Raw genomic sequence first — 19,003 nt, 5'->3', positions numbered from 1 at the left:
TTTGCAGTTTGCCGGGGAGACCTGTAGCGTCCCGGGGACGTGTTGGTCCGGCTCTCCGCCTGGGACCACGATCGGGGATTTCGGCTCGGCCGATGAGGGAAGAGAGCGCCGCGACCATGCCGGCCCGCCCGAGCGGTGGGAAGACGCCGTTAGCGGCCCCCGCCTCGCGCGCCGAGGCGCCGGGAACCCCGGGGCGCGCCAACCGGCGCAGCGCCTACGCCGCCCTCGACCTCGGAACCAACAATTGCCGCCTCCTCGTGGCGGAGCCGGCCTCGCACGGATTTCGGGTGATCGACGCCTTCTCGCGCATCGTGCGCCTCGGCGAGGGCCTCGGCAGTTCCGACCGGCTCAGCGAGGCCGCGATCGAACGGACCCTCGAGGCCCTGCGGGTCTGCAAGGCCAAGATGCAGGCCCGCGGCGTCGTGCGGGCCAAGATCATCGCCACCGAGGCCTGCCGCCTCGCGGTGAACGGGGCCGAGTTCGTCGAGCGCGTCCGCAACGAGGTCGACCTCGACCTCGAGATCGTCGATCGGCAGACCGAGGCCTACCTCGCGGTGACGGGCTGCGCCGCCCTGGCCGACCCCTATTCCGAATCGGTGGTGATCTTCGACATCGGCGGCGGCTCCACCGAGATCGCCTGGCTCGACGGGGCGGCGACGAATCCGTCCGCCGACCCGACCCTGCGCATCCGGGCCTGGGATTCCCTGCCCGTGGGCGTCGTCACCCTGGCCGAGCGCCACGGCGGCTCCGACGTCACCCGCCTGACCTTCGAGGGCATGGTGGAGGAGGTGGCCGATCTGCTGGCGCGCTTCGCCATCCGGGCGGCCCCGGCCGCGAACGCCCGGCACTTCCACCTGCTCGGCACCTCCGGTACGGTGACGACGCTGGCGGCGATGCACCTGCGTCTCGCCCGCTACGAACGCCGCCGGGTCGACGGCCTGTGGATGAGCGACGCCAATGTCGGCGAGGCCATCGACGACCTCCTCGACACCCGGCTCGAGCAGCGCGCGGACAATCCGTGCATCGGGCGCGACCGCGCGGACCTCGTGCTCGCGGGCTGCGCCATCCTGGAGGCGATCCGCAGGGCGTTTCCGTCCGACCGCCTGCGCATCGCCGATCGTGGCCTGCGCGAGGGGCTGCTGATGAACATGATGCGTGAGGACGGCGTCTGGCGCCGTGGGAGCTACCGGTGAGTGACAGGCGTGGTGCCGGCGCGGGTCTGCGCGGCGAACTCAAGCAGCGGGTCAAGACGGGGCGGGGACGCACCGCTTCCCAGAAGCGCTGGCTCGAACGCCAGCTCAACGACCCTTACGTGGCCCGGGCCAAGCGCGAGGGCTATCGCTCGCGCGCGGCGTTCAAGCTCATCGAGATCGACGAGCGCTTCAAGCTCCTGAAGCCCGGCCAGCGCATCGTCGACCTCGGTGCGGCCCCAGGCGGCTGGTCCCAGGTGGCGGCCAAGATCGTCGGCACGAGCGGCAAGATCGTCGGCATCGACCTTCTCGAGATCGAGCCCATGGTCGGCGTCGACTTCATCACCCTCGACTTCCTCGCCCCGGAGGCGCCCAAGCTCCTCACGGACCTCCTCGGCGGGCCGGCCGACCTCGTCCTGTCCGACATGGCCGCCAACACCACCGGCCACAAGCAGACCGACCACCTGCGCATCATCGGCCTGGCCGAGACGGCGGCCGAGTTCGCCCGCGAGATCCTGGCCCCGGGCGGCTCCTATCTCGCCAAGGTGTTCCAGGGCGGAACCGAGGGGACCCTGCTGGCCGACCTGAAGCGCGACTTCGTCAGCGTCCGCCACGTGAAGCCGAATGCAAGCCGCGCCGATTCGAGCGAACTCTACGTCCTGGCCTCGGGATATCGCGGTCCGGCCGGAGCCGCCGTCGATCCGCGGGACGGCTGAACCGGGCCACCCTGACGCGTAAGAAGCGTGACCATAATGCGTGGGGTGCAATGCAGCATGCAGTCCCGCGCAGATCTCTCCATTGCGGAGATCTGTCTACGCCGGGACTTCGTCATCCTGTTCTCGTTATAAATTTGAAAACGGAATTATATCGGGTGACGCGCGGCCCGGACTGTAGAATAATAGATCCGCGTCGTGATCTTGCGCAGTGCAACATTTCTGGTGCAGGACGGCAGCTTCGCGAGATTGCTGTGTGAGCCCGTACATGTCCGAGACTTTTCAACCTCAGCCCGGTTCTGAGACTGAAAAAATGTTCCATCGCCGCAAGTTCCTGGAGTTCCTGTCGGCCAGCCCGGTGGTGGCGCCGTCGATGGTGAGCGCGCTCGCCGGCCTATCGGTCCTCGGCACCGATGCCGCCATGGCCCAGAGCTACGACGTCCTGCGTCAGTCCCCCGGCAATGTCGGCGAGATCATCGACTCCCCGGCCCAGGCCCTCAACGTCTTCGACTTCGAGCCGGCCGCGAAGAAGGCCTTGCCCCCGGCCCATTACGGCTACCTCGCCAGCGGCGTCGACGGCGACGAGACCCTGAAGGCCAACCGCGAGGGCTTCGAGAAGATTCGCATCCGCGCCCGCCGCCTGATCGACGTGCGCAAGATCGACACCACGGTGAAGATCTTCGGCGAGACCTGGGCGAGCCCGATCGTCCTGGCCCCGGTGAGCAGCCAGGCGGCCTTCCACCCCGAGGCCGAGTCGGCCGTGGCGCGCGGCGCCAAGGTCAAGGGTCACCAGATGATCCTCTCCACGGTGGGCAGCACCTCGATCGAAGACGTCATCAAGGAGCGCGGCGCGCCGGTCTGGTACATGCTGTACCCCACCGACGACTGGGCCGTGACCGAAGCCCTGGTGAAACGGGCCGAGAAGGCCGGCGCCCCCGCGATCGTGCTCACCGTCGACCGGCAGGGCGGCCGCAACACCGAGACGCTGTTCCGCGAGCGCCGGATGGACACCCGCAACTGCTCGGATTGCCATACGCCCGGCTTCAAGAACGAAGTCAGCCGCAAGCCGATGTTCGACGACATCGACGTGTCGAAGGTGACGAACCTCTACGGCACCGGCATGACCTGGGACTACGTGAAGCGCCTGCGCGGCATCGTGAAGGGCAAGCTCGTCCTCAAGGGCATCGTCACCCACGAGGATGCCAAGAAGGCCCTCGATTACGGCGTCGACGCCCTGATCGTGTCGAATCACGGCGGCCGCGCCGAGGAGAGCCTCGAGGCGACGATCGACGCGCTGCCGGAGGTTGTCCAGGCCGTCAACGGCAAGGTGCCCGTCCTGATCGACGGCGGCTTCCGCCGCGGCACCGACGTGATCAAGGCCCTGGCGCTGGGTGCCAACGCGGTCTGCATCGGACGTCCCTACGTCTGGGGTCTGGCCGCCTTCGGCGAGCCGGGCGTCACGGCGGTCCTGGCGATCATGCAGCGCGAGTTCGAGACGATCATGCGCCAGGTCGGCGCCACGAAGCTGTCCGAGATCACCCCCGCCAGCGTCAGCCGCGCCTGATCCCGCGGGCCGCGCGGCGGCGTTCACCGCGCCACCACCACGTCGCTCTCCGGGCCGGACCGCCCGGGGAGCGCCGGGCGTCCCCGACTCTTTCCAAGCGGACCGAACGCGATGGTCCTGGACATCGCGCGGGGTCGTCCCTTCCTCTTGCCTGCCCTTCATGGTCGTCGATCCTCGACCTCCGGGTCCGATCGCGTTCGGCGCGACAACTCCGCCCTGATCAGTCATCGGCCGCAGGACCAGTCCCGACTTCTTTCGAACCGGACTATGTCCGGCAGCCGGATCGCGCGTCATTACGCTTTCATTAGCCGTGATCCGCACGAAGGTTCGATGGTCTCGGTGAAATCAAGACATCGTCCACGCTCCACCGTCTAGAGCGATCAGAGCTGGTCCGGGCACTTGGCCCCGGACGCACAGGCGATGCGGAGTTGCCCATGGTCCCCCGGTTTCTGGTGTCCCTGCTCGCGACCGGGATCGGGTTCGGCGCGACCGCGGCGTCGGCGAAGGACGTCCCCTTCGCGAAGGTCAAGGACTGGGAGATCAGCCGCAGCGGGGAGGGCGACAAGGCCAAGTGCCTCATGGCCCGCGGCTACCAGGACCCGGACGACGAGAATGCCAGCTCGGTCGTCGTCGCCACGTATCCGGGCTTCCTGATCCTCTCCCTCGGCTACCAGGGCTGGTCGCACGACAAGGGGGACCGGACCGTGGTTCTCCTGGCCGGCGGCAGGGTCGTCCTTCCGCGCTCCAAATGGAAGGCGGACGAGACCCAGCTGACCGGCGAGTTCCCGGACACGCTCCTGCCGCACCTCCAAGGCGCCGACGCCATCGTGCTGCGCTTCAAGGACGGCGACGCCGACTTCAAGATCCCGGCCTTCGCCGAAGCCTTCGAGGCCCTGAAGCGCTGCACCGGGGATCCGGCGGCCGTCGCGACGGAGATCCCGTCGGAAGGCCGCATCGCCAACTACGCGAGCGGGCTCTACTTCCAGAAGGCGTTGACGGATTGCGAGGTGGCGAGCACGGGCAAGCAGCGCGCCGACCTCGACGCCAAGCTGGCCGGCATGCGCCCGGACATGAGCCCGATCCAGGCGCTGATCGACATCGAACTCGCCAAGCGCTTCAACGACCCGAAGGAGCCGTTCTGTCCGAAGGCGACCGACGCGGCGGCGTTCGGGACGGCCCTCGACCAGTACCTCGTGCTGTCGCCGGAGGCCTTCGCGGCCGAGACGGCGCGGCGCCAGGAGAGGAAGAACGCGGCGGCGCGGCCCACGGAGACCCGGATCAAGGTCTACGGCATGGGCCTGATCTTCCAGAAGCTTCTCGGGAGCTGCGAGATCCCGACCACCGCGCGGCAGCGGGCCGCCTTCGATGCCAAGCTCGCGGCCCTGGCGCCCGAGATGAGCACGGTCACGGACGAGGTTCAGGGCAAGCTGCGGCCGACCCTGACGAAGCCGGTCGCCGAACTCTGCGGCGCCTTCCGCGACCTGTCGGAGGATCCGCAGCCCATCGTGGCGTTCTCGACCCAGACGCCCGAGGAGTTCGCCGGCTTCATGGATGCCCGCGAGGCCGCCAAGGCGGCCGCCAAGGCGGCGGACACGCCGGTGCCCGGCGCCAAGCTCTGAGCCGCGACCGTCCCCGCCCCAACCGGAGAACCCCGTCATGAAGCGCCCGTCGCCGGCTCGGACCTGTCTGTTCGGCCTCCTCGCCAGTCTCGTTTCCCCCGCGGTCGCGGCAGCCCAGGAGAGCCGTCTCCTGGAGCGTCCCTTGTTCGAGAGCCTGAACGGCTGGCAGGTCGAGCGGGCCGGCAGCATCACCGGCACCACTTCCTGCGTGATCGTGCGGTCCTACGTCGACGAGGACGATGACGACGCCGACAATTCCGTCACCTTCGCGCTGGAGAACAAGGCGCTCGTCGTGGTGCTGACCTACAGCAAGTGGCAGCACGACAAGGACGAGAAGATCGTGGCCGCCACCGAGCTCGGCGGCAAGACCGTGAACGCCAAGGCGACCTGGACCGGCAACGGCACGCGGCTCGTCGGAACCCTGCCGGCCAACCTCGTCGAGAAGGCCGCGGAATCCGAGGGGATCCTGCTCAAGGGCAAGGGCTGGAAGGCCGGCTTCGACCTCAGCGGCGCCTCCGAGGCCTTCGCGGCGATGAAGCGCTGCAACGCCGGCGAGGCGCCGAAGCCGCGCGCCTGACGCCTCAGATCCGGCAGGCGCCGGCGAGGGCCGTGTTCTCGGCCTCGGTGAAGATTCGGGACCGGATCAGGAAGCGCTTGTCGCGGCCGTTCTCCAGGGAGAACATGCCGCCGCGCCCGCGCACCACGTCGAGGATGAGGTGGGTGTGCTTCCAGACCTCGAATTGCGGCCGGCTGATCCAGAAATCCGCCCCCGCCACGGTGCCGAGATGGACGTCGCTGTCGCCGGTCAGGAATTCGCCGACGGGATAGCACATCGGCGACGAGCCGTCGCAGCAGCCGCCGGACTGGTGGAACATGACGGGACCGTGATCGGCCCGCAATTCCTCGATGAGTTCGATGGCGGCCGGAGTCACGGTGACGCGCAGGGGCGTCCCGTCGGCGCCGGCCTGATCGGCGGTGGTCGGGTCGAGGGCGGTCTCGCTCATGGGCCGGTCTCCGGGAAGGACTCGTCGGGAGAGATAGGGCGGGAGACGAAAAAGCCCCGGCCGTCGTCCGGCCGGGGCAAGTCTCACGCGGGTCTGCGTGCCTCGAACGGGTCCTAGAAGAAGCCGAGCTTCTTGGCCGAGTAGCTGACCAGCATGTTCTTCGTCTGCTGGTAGTGGTCGAGCATCATCTTGTGGTTCTCGCGGCCGATGCCCGACTGCTTGTAGCCGCCGAAGGCCGCGTGGGCCGGGTAGGCATGGTAGCAGTTCGTCCAGACGCGGCCGGCCTGAATGGCGCGTCCGAAGCGGTAGGCGCGGGTTCCGTCGCGGGTCCAGACGCCGGCGCCGAGGCCGTAGAGGGTGTCGTTGGCGATGCTGAGGGCGTCGGCGTCGTCCTTGAAGGTCGTGACCGAGAGGACGGGGCCGAAGATCTCCTCCTGGAAGATGCGCATCTTGTTGTGGCCGCGGAACACGGTCGGCTTCATGTAGTAGCCCTCCGCGAACTCGCCGTCCTTCACGTTGCGCTCGCCGCCGGTGAGGCACTGGGCGCCTTCCTGCTTGCCGATGTCGACGTAGCTGAGGATCTTCTCCAGCTGCTCCGAGGAGGCCTGGGCCCCGATCATCGTGGCGGGATCGAGGGGCGACCCTTGCGTGATCGCCTCGACGCGCTTGATCGCCCGCTCCATGAAGCGGTCGTAGATCGACTCGTGCACCAGGGCGCGGCTCGGACAGGTGCAGACCTCGCCCTGGTTCAGGGCGAACATCGTGAAGCCCTCCAGCGCCTTGTCGAAGAAGTCGTCATCCTCGTTGGCCACATCCGAGAAGAAGATGTTCGGCGACTTGCCGCCGAGCTCCAGCGTCACCGGGATGAGGTTCTGCGAGGCGTACTGCATGATCAGGCGGCCCGTCGTCGTCTCGCCCGTAAAGGCGATCTTGGCGATGCGGGGCGAGGAGGCCAGCGGCTTGCCGCATTCGAGGCCGAAGCCGTTGACGATGTTGAGCACGCCCGCCGGCAGCAGGTCGGCGATGAGCTCGGCCACCACGAGGATGGAGGCCGGGGTCTGCTCGGCGGGCTTCAGCACGATGCAGTTGCCGGCGGCGAGCGCCGGGGCGAGCTTCCACACCGCCATCAGGATGGGGAAGTTCCACGGGATGATCTGGCCGACGACGCCCAGCGGCTCGTGGAAGTGGTAGGCGACGGTGTCGTGGTCGATCTCGGAGATCGAGCCCTCCTGCGCACGGACGCAGCCGGCGAAGTAGCGGAAATGGTCGATCGCCAGGGGGATGTCGGCGTGGGTCGTCTCGCGGATCGGCTTGCCGTTGTCCCAGGTCTCGGCCAGCGCGATCAGGTCGAGGTTCTCCTCCATCCGGTCGGCGATCTTGTTCAGGATGCGGGCGCGCTCGCCCGGCGCGGTGCGGCCCCAGGCCTCCTTCGCGGCGTGGGCGGCGTCGAGGGCCTTGTCGACGTCGGCGGCGTCCGAGCGGGCGACTTCGCAGATCACCCGGCCGGTGATCGGGGAGGTGTTCTCGAAGTAGCGGCCGGCAACGGGGGCGACCCACTGGCCGCCGATGAAGTTGTCGTAGCGCGCCGAGAACGGCGCCTTGGTACCCTGGTTGAGAAATTCCGGCTTGTTCATCGCAGTTCCTCCTGATTGTTCTTATGGGCGGCAGCCAAGGCCAGACGCGGCGTCAAATCAAGGTGGACTTTTGGCCAACGGATCGTCGCGCAGGGGCGTGGCTCGGATGATCGGCGCGCCCGATGGCGTCGTGACGCGGCGCGGATGTTAGACCCGTTCGGGCGGGTTGGCGACCCGGAGGGCCCTCAGCGCGGCCCGAGGCGCGCCAGGCGGCGGTTGCCGATTCGACGGGCCGTCTGCGCCTCGATCCGGGGGCCCGCGCGCGCCCCGCCGGGCAGGTCGAAGAGGAGGCCCGTCGCCCGGCCGTCCGGCTCGATGTCGAGGGCGAGGCGGGTGCCGTCCTCGGCCACGAAGACGCGGTCGCTCTCCGGGGTCAGGCCGAGGCGGGCGGGCCCGGCCCCACGGGCGACGAGGCGGTCGCCCTCCCGGGCGAGGGAGACCACGGCGCGGGGTCCCGTCCGGTAGACCCCGACGTAGCGGTCGAGCACGGCGGCCGGCACCGCGATCTCGGTGGCCTCCGGCCGACCGAGGACGAGGGCGCCGAGCCGGCGGGACAGGGTCTGGGCCGGCGCGGTCTCGGTGTTGCCGAGGACGACGATGCTGAGGCCGAGATCCGGATAGGTGTCCTTGATCGCCGCGAAGCCGTTCAGGAACCCGCCATGGGACAGGAGCCGCTCGCCGTAGGCCCGGCCGACATAGAGGCCGAGCCCGTAGCCGTGGCCGCCGTCGCGGACCATCTCGGCCACCGAGGCCGGCCGCAGGACCCGGCCCGAGAGCAGCGCGGCATCCCAGGCCACGAGGTCGTCGAGGGTGGAGACGAGCCCGCCCGCCCCGAGGGCCGCCGGCGGCACCACGGGCGGCGCGTTGCGCCACTGCCCGGCGACCCGGTGATAGCCGGCGGCGCGCTGCGGGATGACGGCGTCGGGGTCGGCGTCGCCGGTCTCCGCGAGGCCGGCCGGTGCGAGGACGAGGCTGCGCAGGGCGTCCGCGAAGGGCGCGCCGGTGATCCGCTCGACGATCGCCGCCAGGAGGATGTAGCCGGTGTTGCTGTATTCCTGCGCCGTCCCCGCGGGGAACAGCAGCGCCTCGTCGAAGAGCCGGCCCACGACCTCCATCGGCGTCCGGGCGGCCCGGGCGATCGAAGGCGCGAAGTCGGGCAGCGCCGTCACGTTGGGCAGGCCGGCGGTGTGGTCGAGGAGCATCCGCAGGGTGATGGGCGCCCAGGTCGCCGGCAGGCCGGGCATGTGGCGCGCGGCCGGATCGGCGAGGCCGAGCCGCCCCGCCTCCTGCAGCTTCAGGATCGCGGCGGCCGTGAACTGCTTCGTCAGGGACGCGATGCGGAAGCGGGTCTCGGGCGTGTTCGGCACGGACCACTCGCGCTGCGCGGCCCCGTAGGCTTGGCGGAACAGCACCGCGCCGTCGCGGGCCACGATGACGGCGCCGGAGAAGATGCCGGCGCGGGCATAGGGCCGCACCAGGGCGTCGGCCCTACCGGCGAGGTCGGCAGGGAGCGGCGCCTCGCTCGCGACGGCCTCGGCTTCGGCCGATGCCGAGCGGACCGGGAGGAGGGCGCCGAGGAGCGCGAACTGGACGATGCGGCGACGCGTCTCGTGCATGCTGCCGCTGTTCCGCTCCTCACCCGCCGCGATCCCGGCGCCCGGGCACGGTTCTCCGGAATTGTGGCGCGAGCGCGCCGGGCGGCCCGCGCGGCTGCCATGCGGCGGCCCCGATGGCCCGGCCGCGCCGAAGGCACCAAGAGCCGGACGAAGCGTTCTGGCTCGACGGGTGACCCGCTGCGCCGCCCCAGCCCCCGAGGACCGTCCCAGGTGAGCACCACCCCGGCCACGACCGCGCCCGCCCCGACGGCGCGGCTTTCCGAACCCGCCGCCCGGCCGTGGAAGGGCCCGGGCTTCGGCGAGTTCGTCGGGATCGTCGCGCTGATGATGGCGGTGACGGCGATCTCCATCGACAACCTGCTGCCGGCGTTTCCGGCGATCCAGGCCCGCTTCGGCGTGGCCGATCCCAACAGCCTGCAGCTCCTCGTCTACGTCTACATGATCGGCTTCGGCACGGCGCAGATCGTCTACGGGCCGCTCTCGGACACCTACGGGCGGCGCTCCGTGCTGCTCGCGGGTCTGGCGATCTACGTCGTCGGCACCGGCCTCGCGATGGTGGCGCCGACCTTCGGCTGGCTCCTCGCTGCGCGGATCATCCAGGGCATCGGCGCGGCCAGCGGGCGCGTGCTGTCGACGGCGATCGTGCGCGACCGCTTCGCCGGCCGCGAGATGGCGAGCGTGATGTCGCTCATCATGATGGTCTTCCTCATCGTGCCGATGATCGCGCCGGCCATCGGCGGCGCGATGCTGCTGTTCGGCTCGTGGGTCTGGGTCTTCGTCTCGATGCTGGCGCTGGCCGGCATCCTGGTGGTCTGGTTCGCCTGGCGGATGCCCGAGACGCTGCATCCCGCCTACCGGCGGCCCTTCTCCCTCGGGGCCGTGGCCCAGGCGGTGGCGATCACCTTCCGCAACCGCGTCGCGGTGGGCTACGCGACCGCGCTCGGCCTGCTCACCGGCTGCATCATGGGCTATGTCGGCTCGGCCCAGCAGGTCTTCGACACCGGACTCTACCATCTCGGAGGCCTGTTCCCCCTGGCCTTCGGCCTCGTCGCCGGCGCCATGGGGGCGGCGACCCTGGTGAATGCCCGCCTCGTCCGGCGCCTCGGCATGCGCCCGCTCTCCCATGCGGGCCTGAGCCTGTTCGTCGTCGTGGCGGTGGGGCAGGTGGTGGCGGGGCTCGCCTATCACGGCCACCCGCCGCTGGGGCTGTTCCTGGCGATCCTGGCCGCCAACCAGTTCCTGATCAGCTTCGCCATGCCGAACTTCAACGCCCTGGCCCTGCAGCCCCTCGGCGAGATCGCCGGCACGGCCTCCTCCTTCCTCGGCTTCTACACCACGATCCTGGGTGCCTTCTGCGGGTTCCTGATCGGGCACGCCTTCGACGGCTCGGTGCTGCCCATCGGCATCGGCTACGCGCTCCTCGGTGGCCTCGCCCTGGCTGTGGTGGCCTGGACCGAGCGGGGCCGCCTGTTCCGCGGCGGCGTCTCCGGTTGAGGGCGCGGCGGCCTTAACGCCGTCTTCAGGCCGTCGCGACAAAGCTCGGCGTCCCAGGATGCCAGACGGAGCCCCAGACGTGACCGGCCGAGCCCAAGACGGACTGCTCCTCCTCGCCCGGCTGCTCCTCGCCGCCGCGCTGCTGCCCACCGGCATCGCCCGGGCCCTGAACGTCTCCGGCTTCGCCGTCACCCTGGCGGCCACCGGCCTGCCGTCTCCGAACGCCGTCGCCACCGCGGCGGTGATCGTCCAGGTGTTCGGTCCCGTCGCTCTCGTCCTCGGCGTGCTGCCGCGTCTGAGCGGCCTGGCGCTCGCCGCCTTCGCGGGGGCGATGGCGGTCCTGCTCCATCCCTTCTGGCAGTTCTCCGGGCCGAGCGCGGTGGCCGAGCGGACCCTGCTGCTGGCCGATTTCGGTCTCGCCGGCGGCTTTCTCATGTACGCCATGACGGGTCCGGGCCGCTGGAGCTGGCAGGGCTGGCGCCAGGGCGCCCGCGCCGCGGCGAACCTAGCCAGGGCACCGGTCCCGTCGACCGCCGCCGCACGGGGCGGGCAGAAGCCGAAGCGCGCGCCCGGGCGGGCTCCGGCCCGGGCCGCGGCCTGAGCCCCCGAACTCTCCTCGGGTCCTACGGCATCGCGTTGCGCGGCGCGGCGGCGGCGAGCCGGTGACCCGAAACCTCGGCGCCGGCATCCGGGCTGAGCCGCCGGAAGGCGAAGAACGACATCACCGAGATCAACGCCACGGCGAGGAAGGCGGGGGCGAAATCCTGCGCCGCGATCTCGGTGCGGCCATGCGCGGCGGCGGCGCCCTCCAGGGCCAGCGCCCCGAGGGACACCCCCAGGCTCAGCGAGAGCTGCTGCGCCACGCTGGCGAGACTTGTGGCGGCGCTCATCTCGCGGCCGTCCAGCTCGGCATACGCGATGGCGTTGACGCAGGTGAATTGCAGCGAGCGCACGCAGCCGCCGATCAGCAGGATGCAGATGATGACCGCATGCGGAGTCTCCGCGGTGAAGAGGCCGTTCACCGCCAGGAAGGCCGAGGCGACGAGGGCGTTGACGAGCATCACCCGCCGGAAGCCGTAGGTGCGCAGGATGCGCGGGCCGATGATCTTGATCAGGAGCGCCCCGGCCGCCGCCGCGAAGGTGATCAGGCCGGACCGAAGGGGATCGAGGCCGAAGCCGATCTGCAGCATCAGCGGCAGCAGGAACGGAATCGCCCCGGTGCCGATCCGGAACAGGCTGCCGCCGGTCACCGCGGCGCGGAAGGTCGGATAGCGCAGCAGGTCGAGGCGGATCACCGGATGGGCGATGCCGCGCGAATGCCGGAAGTACAGCGCCAGCAGGACGGCACCGGCCACGAGGCAGCCCCAGGAAACGCCGTCCGGCAGGAGGTGGCGGCCGGTGGAGGCGAGCCCGAGCATCAGCGTGGCGAGGCCCAGTCCGGAGAGCAGGAAGCCGAGGACGTCGAGGGGCGGGCGCTCGGCTTCGCGGACGTTCTCGAAATAGATCGTCGACAGGACGATGCCGGCGATCCCGATCGGGATGTTGATGAAGAAGATCCAGCGCCAGTCGAAATAGGTCGTGATGAAGCCGCCCAGCGGCGGGCCGCAGATCGGCCCGATGAGGGCGGGAATCGTGAGGTAGGCCAGGGCGCTGACGAGTTCGCTCTTGGGCACGCTGCGCAGGATCACCAGGCGTCCCACCGGCACCATCATGGCGCCGCCGAGCCCCTGGAAGAACCGCGCCGCGACGAAGCCGGCGAGCGAGTTCGAGGCCGCGCAGGCCAGCGAGCCGGCCATGAACACCCCGAGCGCGACCCGGAAGACCGTGCGGGCGCCGAAGCGGTCGGCCATCCAGCCGCTGATCGGGATGAAGATCGCGAGGCTGACGAGATAGGCGGTCAGCGCGAGCTTGAGGGCGATCGGGTCCTCGTTCAGGCTCCGGGCGATGGCCGGGAGCGCGGTGGCGATCACGGTGGAATCCGTGTTCTCCATGAACAGCGCGGTGGCGACGACGAGGGGAACGATCTGGGACGTGCGCATCGGCGAGACATAGGTCCGGTCGGGGCGTTCGGGTGCCTCTTACCGACGAAAAGTCGCGCCGCGGCAAGCGCGCGACCGGTGACGACGGACGCGGGATGAAAGGGGCATGTCGCACGTGCAGGGCCTGGGGCTTCCGACGGCGTGGCCCTGCGGCCACATCAGTCCAGCTTCGGACGATCGCCGGCCTCGCTCACCTTTCCACAATGTTGCTGGAGCCGCTAAGCTCGGCGGCATGATCCGGACGCCGCGGGTCTCCTCCGGGAGGCGTGCCGAGCGCCCGCCCGCGCGTCCCCAAGAAAGTCACCGATGCTTCCGAGGTTCGAACATCGCCGCAGGCTGGCAGGCTTCGTCTCCTGCCTCGCCCTGGCGGCTGCGGTCGCCGGGTGCGGCACGGTCGTGCTCACCGAATCGGGCGCCCTGACCCGGTACGACCGCCTCGCCTCCAGCGACGAAACGGCCAGCTCCTCGCGGATCTTCGTCGATCCGGCGGCCCTCGCGGCCACCCGCACCGTGCGGATCGTGCCCACCACCTTCTCCGAGGTCGTGGCACCGGGCCTGACCCCGGCCGAGCGCAAGCTCGTCGCCAATGCGGCCGACCGCGCGCTCTGCTACGAACTCTCCCTGCGCTACGACGTGGTCTCCGGCCGGAAGGCGGACCTCACCGTGCGCTCGGCGGTCACCCGGATCGACCTCACCAACGTGCCGGCGGCCGGCGCCACGGTGGCGACCTCGGCGGGCATCACCATCGCGTCCCAGCTCGGCGCCGGCTTCGCCACGGCGGTGGGCCGCATCCCGATCCCGCGCATCCCGATCGGGCTCGGCAGCCTCACGGTGGAGGCCGAGGCGCTCGACAGCCGCAACGTGCAGCGGGCCGCCATGGTCTGGGGTGGAGCGAGCAACGCCTTCACCAACCAGGCCCGGTTCTCGCCGGCCAGCGACGCCTACGACCTTGCCGGCGAATTCGGTCAGGATTTCGGCTTCTACCTCGCGACCGGCCAGGACCCGTTCAAGGCGCCGCTCACGCTGCCGACCTACGACCGCGTCCGCATCACGACCCTCGGCGAAGCGCCCCTCGACCCGGATTGCGAAGCCTTCGGCCGCGCCCCCGGCCTCGACGGCATCCTGGGCGACTATGTCGGCGCACCCCCGGAATGGACGGACAAGGGACCGGCCGAGGGCTTGCCGGGTGCACCGCGAGGCGTGCGCTAGGCGCAACCCCCATCGGAGAACGGCGCCGCGGGCGAATTTTCCTGTCGGACGGGATCACCGGCGCTTTGCGCCGGTTCCCCGTGCATGATACTGGCCCGTGCCAACCCAGTGACGTCGGAACGCCCGTGAGGGCCCGGCGCAGCACCCGTTCCGGAGTTGGTTCATGGCCCGCATCACCGCTGAGTCCATCATCGAGGGCCTGACCTTCGACGACGTCCTGCTGCGCCCCGCAGCCTCCTCGGTCATGCCCGGGGATGTGAAGATCGCGAGCCGGCTGACCCGCTCGATCCACCTCAACCTGCCGATCCTGGCCTCGGCCATGGACACCGTCACCGAGGCGCCGATGGCCATCGCCATGGCGCAGAACGGCGGCATGGGCGTCATTCACCGCAACCTCGAGCCCGCCGAGCAGGCCGAGCAGGTCCGCCTCGTCAAGAAGTACGAGTCGGGCATGGTGCTGAACCCGATCACCATCCATCCCGACGAGACCCTGGCGGACGCGTTCTCGCTGATGAAGCAGAACCGCATCTCGGGTATCCCGGTGGTGGAGCGCGGCCCCAACGGCTCGCGCGGCAAGCTCGTCGGCATCCTCACCAACCGCGACGTCCGCTTCGCCACCAACGCGACCGAGACCGTCGCCGAACTGATGACCCGCGACCGGCTCATCACCGTGCGCGAGGGCGTGAGCCAGGACGAGGCCAAGCGCCTTCTGCACCAGTTCCGCATCGAGAAGCTGCTCGTCGTCGACGACCATTACCGCTGCATCGGTCTCATCACCGTCAAGGACATCGAGAAGCAGGTCGCCTACCCGGGCGCGGTCAAGGACGAGCAGGGCCGCCTGCGGGTCGCCGCCGCCACCACCACGGGCGACGGCGGCTTCGAGCGGGCCGAGCGTCTCATCGATGCCGGCTGCGACGTCATCGTGGTCGACACCGCCCACGGCCATTCGATCAAGGTCCTCGACGCCGTGCGCCGGGTGAAGCAGCTCTCCAACGCCGTGCAGGTGGTGGCCGGCAACGTCGCGACGCGCGACGGCGCCCAGGCCCTGATCGATGCCGGCGCGGACGCGATCAAGGTCGGCATCGGCCCCGGCTCGATCTGCACCACCCGGATCGTCGCCGGTGTCGGCGTGCCCCAGCTCACCGCCCTGATGGAGGCCGTCGAGGCGGCGCAGAGCGCCGACGTTCCGGTCATCGCCGACGGCGGCATCAAGTACTCGGGCGACCTCGCCAAGGCGATCGCGGCCGGCGCCTCCGTCGCCATGCTGGGCTCGCTCCTGGCCGGCACCGACGAGGCGCCCGGCGAGGTGTTCCTGCACCAGGGCCGGTCCTACAAGAGCTACCGCGGCATGGGCTCGGTGGGCGCCATGGCCCGCGGCTCCGCCGACCGCTACTTCCAGGCCGAGGTCAGCGACACGCACAAGCTCGTCCCCGAGGGAATCGAGGGACAGGTGCCCTACAAGGGTCCGGTGGCGGCGGTGCTGCACCAGCTCGCCGGCGGCCTGCGGGCCGCGATGGGCTATGTCGGCGCCCCGACGATCCCCGACTTCCAGGAGAAGGCGCAGTTCATCCGCATCACCAATGCGGGCCTGCGCGAGAGCCACGTCCACGACGTGACCATCACCCGCGAGAGCCCGAACTATCCCGGTCGCGCCTGAACAAACCTGCGGGCGCCCGGGCCGGACGTCCGGCCGGGTCACCGCGCGAAGGAACCGCCGTGACCGTCCAAGCCATCCTGGCGCCCGTCTTCGCGCAGGTCTTCCTGACCTTCGCGCTGCTGTTCTGGACGGGGCGCCAGCGCCTCTCCGCCGTGCGCGGCGGCACAGCGAAGGGCCGTGAGCTGTCCCTCGGGCAACGCAACTGGCCCGCCCCGGCCCAGCAGGCCGCCAACACCTTCTCGAACCAGTTCGAGATCCCGGTCCTGTTCTACGTCCTCGTCGGCTTCGCCCTGGCGACCCGCAAGGCCGACCTGCTGTTCGTGATCCTGGCCTGGGTCTTCGTCGCGACCCGCTTCGTCCATGCCGGGGTCTACCTCACTACGAATCACATCCCCTACCGCTTCCGCGCCTACGCCATCGGTACGCTGGTGCTGCTGGTGATGTGGATCCTCTTCGCGGTTCGGATATTCCTGGCGCCGATCGGCGTCTGACCCGCTACGAAGACGCGGTATCGATGGGATCGGAGCCACGTCGGGGCTCGATCCACGAACGACGAAAGGGATGGGACCATGCGCGTGCTCGTTGTCGGCGCCGGAGCCACCGGCGGATACTTTGGGGCGCGCCTCGCCGAGGCCGGTCGCGACGTGACCTTCCTGGTGCGCCCGGCCCGGGCCGAGAAGCTCGCGCGCGATGGCCTGAAGGTCGAGGGGCCGGCCGGGAACCTGCACATCCCGGCGCCTCGGACCGTCACGGCCGCCGAGCTCGCCGACGGAAAGGGCGGTGCCTTCGACCTCGTGCTGTTCTCGTGCAAGGCCTACGACCTCGACAGCGCCATCGCCGACGTCGCTCCGGCCGTCGGATCCGACACCGCGATCCTGCCCCTGCTCAACGGCATGCGCCACCTCGACGCGTTCGACGTGGTATACGGCGCGGAGCGGGTCCTCGGCGGCTCCTGCGCCATCGCGGCGACCCTGGGACCCGCGGGCGAGATCCGCCAGATGAACCAGCTCCATACCCTGACCTACGGCGAGCGTGCCGGCGGCCGCTCCGCCCGGGTCGAGGCCATCGAGGCCCTGATGCGCGGCGCGAACTTCCAGCCGCGCCTCAGCGAGAGCATGGTCCTGGAGATGTGGGAGAAGTGGAGCTTCCTCGCGACGCTGGCCGGCTCCACCTGCCTGATGCGCGCCACCATCGGCGACATCGTCGCCGCACCGGGCGGCCTCGCCTTCATCGAGGCGCTGATGGAGGAGTGCCGCGCCATCGCCGAGGCCGCCGGCTACGCGCCACGGCCGAACGCTCTGGACAACACCCGCAAGACCCTCACCGCCGAAGGCTCGGCCTTCACGGCCTCAATGCTGCGCGACATCGAAGCCGGCGCCCGGATCGAGGCCGATCACATCATCGGCGACCTGATCGCGCGGGCACCCGACGCGGCCGGGCACCCGATGCTCGACCGCGTCTACACGCATCTCAAGGCGTACGAGAACCGCCGCGGCCGTGAGGCGACGGCACAGAAGCCTCAGTAGCGCGGGCCGCGCGGCGGGGGCGGGGGCGCACCGTATTCGAGCTGGGTCTTGGCATCGGGCCGGCGCGGAGGCGGGGCCGACAGGTCGGGGGCGTCCGGTGCCGTGGAACAGGCGGCGACCGCCAGCATGACGAGGCCGGCGAGGCTGAAATGGATGACGGGAGACATGGGGTTCTCTAAAGCTCCGGGCGTCCGCTCCGCGCGGCTCCAAGGCTCAAGCTGAGCTGTAAACGCGCCGGAAGCTCGACTGTATTGTGTCCGGCCGCTGCCCGAAGCGTGGCCGTATCGCGGCGCCCGCCGATGAATCCGAGGATCTTGCCCTGACGCCCCCCGCACGCCTCTCCGCCGCCATCGAGGTCCTCGCCGATATCGCGGCGCGCCGCCGCCCCGCCGCTGACGCCCTGAAGGACTGGGGTCTCGCTCACCGCTTCGCCGGCTCGGGCGACCGGGCCGCCATCGCCAGCCTCGTCTACGACGCCCTCCGCCGGCGCGCCTCCGCCGCCTGGATCATGGCGGACGAGAGCCCGCGCAGTCTCGTCATCGGCATGCTGCGGCTGCAATACGGCCGCGCCGCCCCAACCATCGCAGAGATGTTCAGTGGCGAGCGCTTCGCCCCGGAGCCCCTGTCCGACCACGAGCGGAGGCGTCTGGCCGAGGGGACGCTGGCCGACGCACCGCTGCATGTCGCCGGAGACGTGCCCGAATGGGTTCTGCCCTCACTGGAAGCGACTTTCGGCTCCGAGACCCTCGATGAACTGCGTGCCTTGAGCCGGCGCGCGCCCCTCGACATTCGGATCAACTCCTTGAAGCGCAGCCGCGCGGAGGCCCTGGCAGGCCTCGCCCACCTCACCCCGGAGCCGACTCAGCACGCGCCAAACGGGCTGCGCATTCCCATCGGCGAGGACGGGCGGGGACCCGCCCTCCATGTCGAGCCGGAATTCATCGACGGGTGGTACGAGATCCAGGACGAGGGCTCGCAACTCGCGAGCCTCCTGAGCGGCGCACGGCCCGGCGAGACCGTCATCGACCTCTGCGCCGGCGGTGGCGGCAAGAGCTTGAGCTTGGCCGCGATGATGGAGAATTCGGGCCGTCTGGTGGCAAGCGACGACGATCCGCGCCGGCTCGCCCCGATTCACGAGCGCCTGCGTCGGGCTGGCGCCACCGCGGATATCCGTACGCCTCGCGCCGGCAAGGCCCGCACCGACGTGCTAACCGACCTCGACGGCAGCGCCGACCGCGTCCTGGTGGATGCCCCCTGCACCGGTTCCGGTACCTGGCGGCGCAATCCCGATGCCAAGTGGCGAATGCGCCCGAATGCCCTGAGCACCCGCATCGCCGATCAGGCCATGGTCCTCGACCGGGCGGCGCGGCTGGTGCGCCCCGGTGGTCGCATCACCTATATCACCTGCTCGCTGCTGCCCGAGGAGAACGATGCAGCCGTCGCCGGCCTCCTCGCGCGCCGTTCGGCCGACTTCGCAGTGGTCTCCGCCGCACAGATCGTCGCCGCATACGCACCCGACCTCGGCCCGGCTATTCGCCTGACTCAACACGGCCTTCAGATGAGTCCGGCCCGGACCGGCACCGACGGCTTCTACGTCGCCACTCTCCAGCGCAAGGACTGAAACGGGGAATGGCCCCGCGAAGGGCCATTCCGGAAGTTCAAGGCGCTGCCCATAGGCCGGCGCGGCGCAGGTCTCAGAAGCAGCGGCGCTTGCGCATCACGACCACCCGGCCCAGCG

Annotated in this window: 16 protein-coding genes and 1 pseudogene; 12 read left to right on the top strand and 5 right to left on the bottom strand. The window is 70.3% G+C overall.

Translation table 11 applies throughout. The features are described from left to right. Positions 1-92: 92 nt before the first annotated feature. The 5 genes from ACLBWX_RS02265 (at position 93) to ACLBWX_RS02245 (ending at position 5,663) form a co-directional block, all read left to right on the top strand. Positions 93-1,193 (top strand): Ppx/GppA phosphatase family protein, encoded by a 1,101-nt coding sequence (locus tag ACLBWX_RS02265; RefSeq protein ID WP_447675479.1) that lies wholly within the window; start codon positions 93-95, stop codon positions 1,191-1,193. Then, complete coding sequence (locus ACLBWX_RS02260; protein ID WP_447675478.1) at positions 1,190-1,906, top strand: RlmE family RNA methyltransferase; 717 nt, start codon at positions 1,190-1,192, stop codon at positions 1,904-1,906. The genes ACLBWX_RS02265 and ACLBWX_RS02260 overlap by 4 nt, the downstream gene beginning before the upstream one ends. Positions 1,907-2,216: 310 nt before the next feature. Then, positions 2,217-3,467 carry an alpha-hydroxy acid oxidase gene (locus ACLBWX_RS02255; protein WP_447675477.1) on the top strand — a complete coding sequence of 417 codons (1,251 nt, stop codon included), beginning with the start codon at positions 2,217-2,219 and terminating at the stop codon, positions 3,465-3,467. Between the two features lie 434 nt (positions 3,468-3,901). Next, the gene (locus ACLBWX_RS02250) at positions 3,902-5,086 is read left to right on the top strand and encodes a hypothetical protein (protein WP_447675476.1); all 1,185 of its coding nucleotides are present in this window, start codon (positions 3,902-3,904) and stop codon (positions 5,084-5,086) included. 37 nt (positions 5,087-5,123) lie between these two features. Then, entirely contained in the window at positions 5,124-5,663 is a 540-nt protein-coding gene (locus ACLBWX_RS02245) for a hypothetical protein (protein ID WP_447675475.1), read from the top strand. A gap of 4 nt (positions 5,664-5,667) precedes the next feature. Here the strand turns inward: ACLBWX_RS02245 and ACLBWX_RS02240 are convergent, their stop codons facing one another. The 3 genes from ACLBWX_RS02240 to ACLBWX_RS02230 all read right to left on the bottom strand — a co-directional run bounded on the left by ACLBWX_RS02240 (position 5,668) and on the right by ACLBWX_RS02230 (position 9,340). Next, entirely contained in the window at positions 5,668-6,090 is a 423-nt protein-coding gene (locus ACLBWX_RS02240) for a DUF779 domain-containing protein (RefSeq protein ID WP_447675474.1), read from the bottom strand. Between the two features lie 113 nt (positions 6,091-6,203). Continuing rightward, positions 6,204-7,724, bottom strand: a complete 1,521-nt coding sequence (gene adh / locus ACLBWX_RS02235) for an aldehyde dehydrogenase (protein ID WP_055953430.1) — start codon at positions 7,722-7,724, stop codon at positions 6,204-6,206. A 185-nt stretch (positions 7,725-7,909) separates the two neighbouring features. Then, positions 7,910-9,340: a serine hydrolase gene (locus ACLBWX_RS02230; RefSeq protein WP_447675473.1), complete on the bottom strand. Its 1,431-nt coding sequence runs from the start codon at positions 9,338-9,340 to the stop codon at positions 7,910-7,912. A gap of 324 nt (positions 9,341-9,664) precedes the next feature. Here ACLBWX_RS02230 and ACLBWX_RS02225 point away from each other — a divergent pair, with 324 nt between their 5' ends. Together ACLBWX_RS02225 and ACLBWX_RS02220 are read left to right on the top strand one after the other, a co-directional pair. Continuing rightward, entirely contained in the window at positions 9,665-10,834 is a 1,170-nt protein-coding gene (locus ACLBWX_RS02225; RefSeq protein WP_447675765.1) for a multidrug effflux MFS transporter, read from the top strand. 79 nt (positions 10,835-10,913) lie between these two features. Then, complete coding sequence (locus ACLBWX_RS02220; RefSeq protein ID WP_447675472.1) at positions 10,914-11,435, top strand: DoxX family protein; 522 nt, start codon at positions 10,914-10,916, stop codon at positions 11,433-11,435. On the opposite strand, the pseudogene ACLBWX_RS02215 reads toward ACLBWX_RS02220, so the two are convergent. Then, positions 11,395-12,894, bottom strand: a pseudogene (locus tag ACLBWX_RS02215) (MDR family MFS transporter); the annotation flags it as partial. The gene ACLBWX_RS02220 and the pseudogene ACLBWX_RS02215 sit on opposite strands and share 41 nt — an antisense overlap. A gap of 285 nt (positions 12,895-13,179) precedes the next feature. Here ACLBWX_RS02215 and ACLBWX_RS02210 point away from each other — a divergent pair. From ACLBWX_RS02210 to panE, 4 genes are all read left to right on the top strand, one after another. Further along, positions 13,180-14,082, top strand: a complete 903-nt coding sequence (locus ACLBWX_RS02210) for a DUF3313 domain-containing protein (RefSeq protein ID WP_056470443.1) — start codon at positions 13,180-13,182, stop codon at positions 14,080-14,082. A 163-nt stretch (positions 14,083-14,245) separates the two neighbouring features. Then, the gene (gene guaB, locus ACLBWX_RS02205) at positions 14,246-15,739 is read left to right on the top strand and encodes an IMP dehydrogenase (protein ID WP_447675471.1); all 1,494 of its coding nucleotides are present in this window, start codon (positions 14,246-14,248) and stop codon (positions 15,737-15,739) included. Positions 15,740-15,798: 59 nt separating this feature from the next. Next, on the top strand, positions 15,799-16,230 hold the full coding sequence (locus ACLBWX_RS02200; RefSeq protein ID WP_447675470.1) for an MAPEG family protein: 432 nt from the start codon (positions 15,799-15,801) through the stop codon (positions 16,228-16,230). A 78-nt stretch (positions 16,231-16,308) separates the two neighbouring features. After that, complete coding sequence (panE, locus tag ACLBWX_RS02195) at positions 16,309-17,265, top strand: 2-dehydropantoate 2-reductase (RefSeq protein WP_447675469.1); 957 nt, start codon at positions 16,309-16,311, stop codon at positions 17,263-17,265. Here the strand turns inward: panE and ACLBWX_RS02190 are convergent. Beyond that, positions 17,259-17,432, bottom strand: a complete 174-nt coding sequence (locus tag ACLBWX_RS02190) for a hypothetical protein (protein ID WP_447675468.1) — start codon at positions 17,430-17,432, stop codon at positions 17,259-17,261. The two genes, panE and ACLBWX_RS02190, sit on opposite strands and share 7 nt — an antisense overlap. Positions 17,433-17,584: 152 nt before the next feature. On the opposite strand from ACLBWX_RS02190, the gene ACLBWX_RS02185 reads away from it, so the two are divergent. Beyond that, a complete protein-coding gene (locus ACLBWX_RS02185) occupies positions 17,585-18,886 on the top strand; it encodes an RsmB/NOP family class I SAM-dependent RNA methyltransferase (RefSeq protein WP_447675764.1) in 1,302 nt (433 codons plus the stop codon). Positions 18,887-19,003 lie beyond the last annotated feature (117 nt).

The sequence above is a fragment of the Methylobacterium sp. M6A4_1b genome, from assembly GCF_053345175.1.
Note: the sequence above shows the minus strand (reverse complement) of the source record. Positions and strands in the feature narration are given on the sequence as shown.

Excerpts from the sequence above, each read along its gene's own strand:
- ACLBWX_RS02265 (WP_447675479.1), top strand. The coding sequence starts at position 93 with ATGAGGGAAGAGAGCGCCGCGACCATGCCGGCCCGCCCGAGCGGTGGG.
- ACLBWX_RS02255 (WP_447675477.1), top strand. The coding sequence starts at position 2,217 with ATGTTCCATCGCCGCAAGTTCCTGGAGTTCCTGTCGGCCAGCCCGGTG.
- ACLBWX_RS02250 (WP_447675476.1), top strand. The coding sequence starts at position 3,902 with ATGGTCCCCCGGTTTCTGGTGTCCCTGCTCGCGACCGGGATCGGGTTC.
- ACLBWX_RS02245 (WP_447675475.1), top strand. The coding sequence starts at position 5,124 with ATGAAGCGCCCGTCGCCGGCTCGGACCTGTCTGTTCGGCCTCCTCGCC.
- ACLBWX_RS02240 (WP_447675474.1), bottom strand. The coding sequence starts at position 6,090 with ATGAGCGAGACCGCCCTCGACCCGACCACCGCCGATCAGGCCGGCGCC.
- adh (WP_055953430.1), bottom strand. The coding sequence starts at position 7,724 with ATGAACAAGCCGGAATTTCTCAACCAGGGTACCAAGGCGCCGTTCTCG.
- ACLBWX_RS02230 (WP_447675473.1), bottom strand. The coding sequence starts at position 9,340 with ATGCACGAGACGCGTCGCCGCATCGTCCAGTTCGCGCTCCTCGGCGCC.
- ACLBWX_RS02225 (WP_447675765.1), top strand. The coding sequence starts at position 9,665 with ATGATGGCGGTGACGGCGATCTCCATCGACAACCTGCTGCCGGCGTTT.
- ACLBWX_RS02210 (WP_056470443.1), top strand. The coding sequence starts at position 13,180 with ATGCTTCCGAGGTTCGAACATCGCCGCAGGCTGGCAGGCTTCGTCTCC.
- guaB (WP_447675471.1), top strand. The coding sequence starts at position 14,246 with ATGGCCCGCATCACCGCTGAGTCCATCATCGAGGGCCTGACCTTCGAC.
- panE (WP_447675469.1), top strand. The coding sequence starts at position 16,309 with ATGCGCGTGCTCGTTGTCGGCGCCGGAGCCACCGGCGGATACTTTGGG.
- ACLBWX_RS02190 (WP_447675468.1), bottom strand. The coding sequence starts at position 17,432 with ATGTCTCCCGTCATCCATTTCAGCCTCGCCGGCCTCGTCATGCTGGCG.